This window comes from Vibrio sp. ArtGut-C1, assembly GCF_002105475.1.
Lineage (GTDB): Bacteria > Pseudomonadota > Gammaproteobacteria > Enterobacterales > Vibrionaceae > Vibrio > Vibrio diabolicus.
Genome location: NZ_NCTH01000042.1, coordinates 19,169 through 27,966, shown reverse-complemented (window position 1 = coordinate 27,966; position 8,798 = coordinate 19,169). Strand labels below are relative to the sequence as shown.

Sequence of the window (8,798 nt, the reverse complement as noted above, 5' to 3'; positions counted from 1 at the left end):
CCACATCAATATAACGGTGGATTAACACCAAATGAGTCAGAACGACAGTTCTGGTTCCCTTATAAAACTGTGGCCAGTTTTACTTGACCACTACAGAGAACTATCATCTTATACTTTATTTGTTGTACAGTTTATGGTTATAAACGTCGTTAATTTTCATACGCATTTAGCGCTTGCAGCAGCAAAGGTTTAACGATGGGGTAGATTTGATTTAAACGCAACTGGTAGAAATCAAACGCTTCTTTCCAAGACTCTTCGTTCTGCCAGTCAAGAGTTATTACAGGTAGCGAGATTTTTAGCTTCTCTGGGACAAATTCAGAGTCCTCCGGCAATAGTGGCATCAATGACTCTCGCCTAGCATACAGGTACTCAAACAAGTATTGTCCAAGTGCGTCATTTCTGAACCTCACAAAGACACCCACCTCATTGGGTTTAGATCGGTAAGTTGTTATCCAACTATTGTGTGCCCTTGGTGGTAACTCGAACCATAAGTGCCCCTTAGTCGAAGGGGTTGGTAACCTTACACTAGTGTCATCAAGCTCAAGATAATCAAGCAATGCACTCCAATACTCATAGGATTGACCAGAACCTTTGTTTGTGGCTGATTCATTTTGCTCGTTGGTGGATTCCAGTTTCTCAGTAACTTCACTACTCACTTGATTAATCGAAATCACTCGGCGCTCAGTAATTTCAGTTTTGCGCATCACTTGAGGATTCACGAGCAGTTGTTCGCCTGGCATGTGGAAGATCTGCACTTCAACCATGGCAAAAGAAAACTCCATAGATGCATACGTATTAAGAAAGTCCTTTATCTCAAAAGCCCCCTCTCGAATACCATCGCCCACGACCAATAATAAGAAGCGGCCTTTTGAGAGGTTTCGCTGGACCGTATCAATGAATGAGGCTTCTAATACTTCATGGCCATCCGCCTTAACCAATTCAAAAAGCGACAGACCACCATTAATTGCACAAACCTTAGTATCAAGTTCGTCGTAGCTCCAATTCATCAAGTCTTTAGCGTAATCGAGTATCTGTCCAATCACTTCTCTACGAGATTGAGGATTACGATAGAGTTTGGTTTCCGCGATGACCAATCGGCCCGATGGCGTCACATAGATGCAGTCCACTCGACCCGACTTAGTGGCAAGCTCCATACACACTGGTACCGCACCGGTATAGTCCGCATCAATCTCATAAAAGGGTAATAGGTCAGCGTTAGCAAAGATAAGTTGCTGTAACCACTTCTCATCGTAGATACCTGTTGCCTGCAACTCGACTCGTTGAAGCCTCTGAACGCTGCTTTCGGGGGATACGATGATTGGACCATTGCTCATGAAAGAACTCCGTTGCTACCTAAAAACGCTGAGAAAAACAAACCGTAAGATTAGCCCAACGCATTACTTTACGGCGTTTACGAAGTCTCATTTTCCTACTTTGACTTGCTGACTTCATTAGTCAGCGAGCAGTTCAGCACTCCCATAAGAGCAAGCTATTGCACTGTCGTGATGCAGTCAGATGGGAAGGCGTGTTGGCTAACTCAATTCTGCCCCTTTCCTTGTTTCAGAGCTAATTTCTAGCTGCTCACTATGCTATAAATTATCTAATGTCATTTTTGAATCGAGAGGTAAGTTATGAGTAAAAAACTGTTGCCAGAAAAAGACCTTTTAGAAGGATTAACAAGTCATACTGCGCACACCGATGAATTCGCGACTACAAGTGAAAAAGATGGGGGGCTTATTCGGAAGGTGCGGATAAGGCGGATATCGACTTTCTAGGTGAACGACGCGATGTTTTTGACGCTTCCCGAATTGAATTTGAGGAAGATGAACAAGACCGAGAACTAGTTAAGCAAAGAGAAAACTCCCCAGAAATTGACGTTGATATTGATGAGTTGTGAACCAGTATGTTTGTGTTTCGAAATTAATCACCAGAATCAAAAATGCCCCAAGTGTATCAACTTCTCATTTGTTTGAATTGCCACCCGACCGAAAAATAACAAAAGTTAGATTTAGCGATGATATGAGCGTAAAAGCTACGCTTTAGTCACTTAAATTGGAGCATTTAGGGCTGGATCTATACGAACTAGCTAAAGCACAGAGTAAATATTTAATAGTAACTAAGAATAAGCCTAACTGTTCTTTGAGAGATCCAGAGCTATGGTAGATTGATAGAACGGAGCTGAGTAATCCTGAAAGATATGGTTGAATTGCTCACGGCTATCAAGCACAAAAGCAACTCGAACGTGGTCTAGGTTGTATGTCGTCAAAACAGAGCGTAACCAACCCGCCAACGAACTCTCCAAAAGCGCTCTACAGCCTACGAACCACACCCATGTTTGCTGATCACTTCGAATAACATCTAAGATTTCTGACTTGTATCGATAACCATCTCCCATTGAAGTTAGGTCGATGTACACAACATTAGCCCCCAGTCCATGGTTAATGCGATTGTACGTATCTTGAAGTTCTTTACCGCATTCACTATCAAATGTGTGAAACCTCATCACGCCCAACTCCCAATAGCCGTGTATTAAGCGTTCTGGTGTACCTACAGGCCAGCTATCAAAGGTGTATAAATTATCTTTACGCATCTACGAAACTTATTGTTATGAACGGATTAGAGAAGTGAAGCCCAATGGTAGGACACATAGCCAATATCTTAAGTGATTGACACCAGCTCATGCAGCGTATCTCTGTCTGTCAAAGTAGACTTAATGAGGGTGAGGTCATTGAGTACTTGGTGTTTACGCTCCTCATTATAAAACACCATGTAGTGCCCGATTTCAAGCTCTGCTTTACGGGGTGTGCTGTAAGCTTTTAAGTAAATCTCCTCGTATTACAGACTTCTCAATAGCCGCTCAATAAAAAGATTGTCAATCCAGCGACCTTTTCCGTCCATGTTGATCCATATTCCCCTGATTGAGCAACTTCTGTGTGAACTCAGTGCTAGTAAACTCGCAGCCCTGATCGGAGTTAAATATATCGGGTGGTCAGTAGTATTGGAGCACCTCTTCGAGAGCCATGATACATAAAACTTGTACCCATGGTGTTCGATAACCGCGAGGACAACACCTTACAGTTATACCAGTCGATAATGACAACCAAGAACAGGAACCTTTTTGTTGGTAGTTCGTTCATTTACAAGAAAGTTTGTCACTTTTTCCTCTGTCGGTTTAACTTGACAGAGGTGATATGAACTGCCTATGCAAACACACCTTTGCCCCAAAGCGTGTTAATCAAGTTTTTGCTAGTCACTTCTACTCGTGGTTTTTATACTAAAACTAGTGAATAGGCGAAGGGCAAGGGCTGCCCCCTCCCTGTTTACAATATGAACTGCCAATCATTTCATATATAGTTAATTATACGAATAATAGCTTTATTTAGAGTAAGTTGTATCAAATGAGCAATGCTATTAAAATTTTTTCAGATATGTATTCAAGCAGCATGTTTGAATCGTATGTATCAAATATTCGAGAAGATGTATTTTCGCACTTAACCGATACGGTTACGCTATTTGCAGCTCTTGCGCTACCACTGGCACAACAAACTTTTCAATGGGCTTCAGATAAATATAGCTCTGAGCATTTAGTCGATTTCATTGAATCGAATTCACCAATACACCCAAAAAAGTTAAATAGAAGGCTCATTCTTTATGTTGTAGATGGAAGACGCACTCAACATATCTGAAAATTTAGAGCTGTGACTTTGTTCTTATAAGACAGCGTCCATCTACAGGCTTAATAAGGTCCAACTTCAACCAATGTGACTTCTGCACTATGAAACTGGTAGAAAATAGTGCTCACAAGGTTTATTCTTTCCGATGTTTTACTTTTTTGACAAACTAACCCGTTGCTTGAGAGGATACCATGTTTGCAGAACGCCTAGAACGAGCCCGTAAGGCTGGCATTAGCTAGCGAAAGTTGGCCTGTCATCTAACGCTATTAAAAAGTACGAACATGGTACAACTATGCCCTCTTCTTCAAACTTGCTTAAGCTTGTGAAAGTGCTAGACGTAAGCACTGAATACTTCTTTCGACCCACCAAGGTGAGGTTAGAAGGCGTTGAGTACCGCAGCGTGTTAGCACACCAAAGAAAGTACTAAATCGAATCAATGGTGACGTCTTAGAGAAGGCTTGTAATACGTTTGCAGGAAAGTTTCTTCCCCTAGCTAAAACACTGGGGCGAAAACGCCGAGTTTTATAGAAATGAGTCAAATAGATCACAATGAAAGGACCACTGTTACCGGTTTTATTGATCAAAAATTCAGTATTCCTATAGAGGTATTAACTCGTGCGGAGTGGACGCAGCACCTGCAAAAGCACTATCTTTCCGTTGATGGCCCCTATGGACAACAGCCTTTGGAATGGTTAAACGCAACAGCTGAAGACTTAGCTGAGGCTGTGGGCTATCCTGATACTCCCCAGGACCAAGTACTCGATGCATTTATGAAACTTTTCAGCAGAAAGGGGGTTCGTAGAGTGCTTGGGAATAAGGTTTCTAAGCATCAGGGAATGTTTGCTTATAATAACTTCCATTATTTAGTTTTAAGTTGCTTTGTCACTTCCACTCCGATTGGCGCTGGTGATAATAAAGACTTTCGAGATCGGCTTGGTGAGTTATTCCATGACGGTAACGGCAGGGAACAGGGAGTTTCTGGTGTCAATTCTTTATGGGAAGCACTCGCTGAGTGGGTTAATAAGTCCTCCTCTTGGAGACCTATTGTCCTGCCAGATCCTGGTAGTTATATAAATATAGGTATTGCCCTCAAGTTGGCCTATCCATCCTGGGAAGACCTAGCTGCGCTTAAGAAAATACTTAAGAAAGCTCAGGTTAAAGACATGCATAGTCGTTATGCTCTTTTGCAGCATATTCGTAGCTGTCAGTACGAACTGCCTGCATTGGCGCGCCAGAGAATAGGCAAACATATTAATGAACTAGAAGGTCGATTCCGTATCGGAAGGCCGATAGAAAATCATGCGTTCTGGCGAATAGTTGAACGTGTGCTCTATGACATTTCAAACGAAGAAGCTTTCAACCAATCCAAGTTACTTTGGCGGATTTCGGTAGATTTTTATGGGGCGGGTGAAAGTGGAATAGATGTTCTGGTTGCACGAGGAAACAAGAGGGAAGAACTAAGTCAGCCTTGTTGGGAAGGGAGTTTCAGGCAGCTATTAAGCTCATTAAATGATCCTATGATCCCTGTTCAACTTCAGCAGATAATGGCGATGGGCACGGTTCTGCTATTTGAAGGGCATGATGGTTTGTGGACTCAGGATGATCGGCCTGTTGATAATGTATCCACCATTATATTGACTAATGTAAAATCCTATATTTACTCATTTAGAAAACCACTGGAGTTAGAACGTGGCTGGTTTATATCTGAGAAAATGGATATTGATCAAGCTAAGCAACTTACGTTTGGGGCAGGGATTGCCGGTGATTCAAAGGTAGTAACTCGGGAGCTTTCAATTGAGGGGGGAATCAAAGATCGTCTGGGACGGTGGTTGGGCATTCCAGGTTATTTCCCGTATATCAATTTGCCTGAATCTACGGATATTGAATCATCACCAGAGTTGAATCTTCAAATACAGAATCATGTCGCATTGATTGGTGCTAACAACGTACTGGATGGTCAGTGGAATATTCAGATAAATGGAGATCAATTCTATAAGTCGCTGGATTTGTCGTTCACGAGTAAGGCAGCTCGAAATGAGAAATGGCCCAGCCGTCCAGAAAATGGTTTTGTTGACGCACAAGAAGTGCAGTTCGAGGAAGGTGAGTTAATCTTTGATGGCGTAGTACCTGTACATACAGAGTTTTGCTCTTCACGGTTGCTTGATGTATTAGAGGCCATCTATGCCAGAGCAGGCGCCACCCGTTCTGAACGTGACATTTTAAGCTTTTTAAAGCCCGTTTTGCCTGGGAAACTTAATCCTTGGGATCTATTGCGCTCATTAGAAGAAGCGGGATGGTTGAAGAAAGATGTCAGCAAAAAATGGTGCGGAAGACGTTGGCGAGTTTTACCACCTCGCATAGTTAAAACGGGTCATGGTAGAGCAATCATTGAGGGGGCAACTAGCTTTCTTGAACGAGAGCTTCTTGAAGTCGAAGCCAAAAGACACGGTGTCAATTATTTCTTTAATGCAGAACACCCTTGGTCTGTGCCTGTAATAGGTATTGAAGGAGAAAACCTTCAAAGCTTAGCCGATGATTTAAATTGGCCTCTGATTCATGCACGAGAACCCTTATTAGAGCCTGCTCCTAGTTGCTGGTTTACCGATAGTCGAACACATCAAGGTCGAAAGTTAGAAAGTGTTTGGTGCCCCGATACCAAAAGTTTTAAAAAGTCAGAGTTTCGTTCTGAAACAGAGCAACTACAGCTGTATCGGTATGTTCGAGATGATAGCCAGGATTTTTTCTGCATCACGAATGACGAGAAGTTGGTGTTCGGCTATTCTGAGCGCTTAGCTGCTCTCTTAGAGTATTCACGTCAAACGTGTACTTCATTGTTTGCGAGTCGAGAAGACTCACTTATTCGTCAGGCTAAATCTGGTTATTTACCACTGTGCATCTCGAAATGGCTTCGACGAGTAACGGCTCAGCAATCTGGCCCTCGACAGGATGATTCAGAGTTTTGCTATGGCTATGGTGTAACAAGTGCTCAGTTGACCGAGTTAAAAAGAATTTTTGGTCAAGCTATTGGTGATAACGGCTCGGCAAGAAAACAAAATATTATTCAGATAATGGCACAAGATCGACAAAGAGGTCAGCGCAGTCATTGGCCAATCAACAAGGAGTTATAATAAGTGTTAGACGAAGTGTATTTGGGTTTTAGCGATTATGACTATTCATCTGGGCATGGAACACGCATTAAAGCTGCAGCAAAAGAGAATAATGGCTATTGGGTATTTGCAAATAACTTCGAAGATAACCTGCCTCCAAAGGGGAAAGCATTTGCAATTGCTTCTGGACTAAGTTGGCTTAAAAAAGACCAACTGGTTGCTTTCAAAGTACAGCCAATTTCACAGGATGTACGCGATGGTTATGATCAGTTCATCGTAGACCCAGGTGCTAAGCCAGTGCGGAGTATCCTAGATTTTCGTAAAGGTGGAGTGGAGTATGCACGCTATCAGTGTCTTGAGGTTGGTTTTTCAATTGATGCCATTGAGTCGGAAGAAGTCATTATTGCAATATCAGATGAGCAATGCATTGTCGTTTATTTCACTTTAGATCTAACAACTAATCGTTATGTTTCACCAAGTGGAATGGTTACGGTTTGTTCACTTAACCCCGCCATTTTCGAGAGTGACCGAATCAAAGATCGACTCTTCGAGGTGCCTGGTAAGACAGTCGGCGAACCACTCTATGATTTGCCCTGGAAATTTGATCAAGATTTATTAAGCGACTTGCTAGATGCTCTTCGTAAGAGCGATAGCAACGGGCTTAGTAAGAATAAACGAGATGAGTTAGTAAGTGTTTTTACCCGAGCTAAGAACTTAGCCGATGAGCATACAGATATGGCGCATCTAGCTGCTTGGCTTCCTTCATTTTCTAATCGCTTAGATACCTATGTCGATGCTCCCACTCGAATTGCTGACACTCTAATACAAATTGAGCCGGTAAAACAAAAGCTTGAAGAGGCTCGTTGCAAAGTCGAAAACAGCTTACGCGAAGAGCTTGAGCTACACGTTCGCTCACAGCTTGAAGACTGTTATCAAGAACTTAAGCAAGAGATAGAAGCGGCTCGTAATGAATTACAAGCATTATCTGAAGAGCTGGCAGTAAAACAAAATGAAAAAAATGGTATTGAAGCTACTTTTGCTGGCTTGAGAGACGAGCTAATAAGTCAAATTCAGCGCCTAAATCCGGTACTTGGTTTAGAAAATGGCTTGGTTGATAAAGACTTTGAGCAACTATTGAACAGCCTTCGTTCAATATTGGGAGATCATGCCAAACATCTGTCGCCTCGTTATGCACAGATTCCTCCCTGGTCACTGGCGCAATTCGCCAGTTCCAGTGAGCAGATAACCTTCTCTCAATTGCCTGATCGCCTCAATAAAGTCGCCCGTGAGGCTGGAATTTTATCTGAGTCCATGAGTCTGTTTGATGTGGGTGCTCGTTCGGGAGGCCTTGTAATTGTGCCTCAAACACAAGCAGAAGTAATGGTTCCTGCGTATGCTCGTGCGGTTAGTCGCGGAGATTTTGTTCGTGTTGCCCTTGGCCCTAGTGTGTTGCATCTAGATGATCTTTGGGCGCACCCTGCTAAAGATCAACCAACTGGGTTTGCATATGCTTGGCTAGAAGCAGAAAGTAATCCTGATCAAGTTCAGTTGGTCTGGTTGGATGGCCTACACCGAAGTCCAATGGACTTATGGTTGCCAAGTTTGATTGGAGTGTTGCATAGCGAGAAAAGGCCTTCAAATCTTCTAGTGGTAGCCAGTATCGAACATAACCAATGGGATGCCGATCGCGTATGGAGGGAGTTACCAAAATCATCTTTCCCTATTGTGCCTAAAACCCAGTCATGTGGTTTGAAGCAATTCTTAAATCCTGATCAGAAGCAAATCACCTCAATTTGCTGGAGTTCGGGAGCTGATATCATGGTGGATAAAGATGATTTAGACGAGGTGATTGAACTTTGTGATCAAAATGACTATTTCGCACTCAGAACTAAGACCGCTTTATATCGCGCGCTAGCTATGGTCAATAGTTCTAATACTCCAGTCAGCGAACAGTTAGATAAAACTGTAAACCTTCGAGAACAAGGGCTGAAGTGGTTAAAGGGCATTATCGAATAAA

Annotated in this window: 6 protein-coding genes and 1 pseudogene; 4 read left to right on the top strand and 3 right to left on the bottom strand. The window is 42.6% G+C overall.

The features are described 5' to 3' along the window. Positions 1-149: 149 nt before the first annotated feature. From B7360_RS22490 to B7360_RS25085, 3 genes and pseudogenes are all read right to left on the bottom strand, one after another. Entirely contained in the window at positions 150-1,334 is a 1,185-nt protein-coding gene (locus B7360_RS22490; protein WP_085344672.1) for a hypothetical protein, read from the bottom strand. 794 nt (positions 1,335-2,128) lie between these two features. Further along, positions 2,129-2,590, bottom strand: coding sequence for a hypothetical protein (locus B7360_RS22480; RefSeq protein WP_005477125.1), 462 nt, complete (start codon positions 2,588-2,590; stop codon positions 2,129-2,131). Between the two features lie 87 nt (positions 2,591-2,677). Beyond that, a pseudogene (locus B7360_RS25085) lies at positions 2,678-3,119 on the bottom strand (transposase); the annotation flags it as partial. 279 nt (positions 3,120-3,398) lie between these two features. Between B7360_RS25085 and B7360_RS22470 the strand changes: the two are divergent. The 4 genes from B7360_RS22470 (at position 3,399) to B7360_RS22455 (ending at position 8,797) form a co-directional block, all read left to right on the top strand. Next, the gene (locus tag B7360_RS22470) at positions 3,399-3,686 is read left to right on the top strand and encodes a hypothetical protein (protein WP_085344671.1); all 288 of its coding nucleotides are present in this window, start codon (positions 3,399-3,401) and stop codon (positions 3,684-3,686) included. A gap of 238 nt (positions 3,687-3,924) precedes the next feature. Then, positions 3,925-4,101: a helix-turn-helix transcriptional regulator gene (locus B7360_RS25415; RefSeq protein WP_216819539.1), complete on the top strand. Its 177-nt coding sequence runs from the start codon at positions 3,925-3,927 to the stop codon at positions 4,099-4,101. Between the two features lie 103 nt (positions 4,102-4,204). Beyond that, the gene (locus B7360_RS22460; protein WP_085344670.1) at positions 4,205-6,802 is read left to right on the top strand and encodes a hypothetical protein; all 2,598 of its coding nucleotides are present in this window, start codon (positions 4,205-4,207) and stop codon (positions 6,800-6,802) included. 3 nt (positions 6,803-6,805) lie between these two features. Further along, the gene (locus B7360_RS22455; protein ID WP_085344669.1) at positions 6,806-8,797 is read left to right on the top strand and encodes a hypothetical protein; all 1,992 of its coding nucleotides are present in this window, start codon (positions 6,806-6,808) and stop codon (positions 8,795-8,797) included. Position 8,798 lies beyond the last annotated feature (1 nt).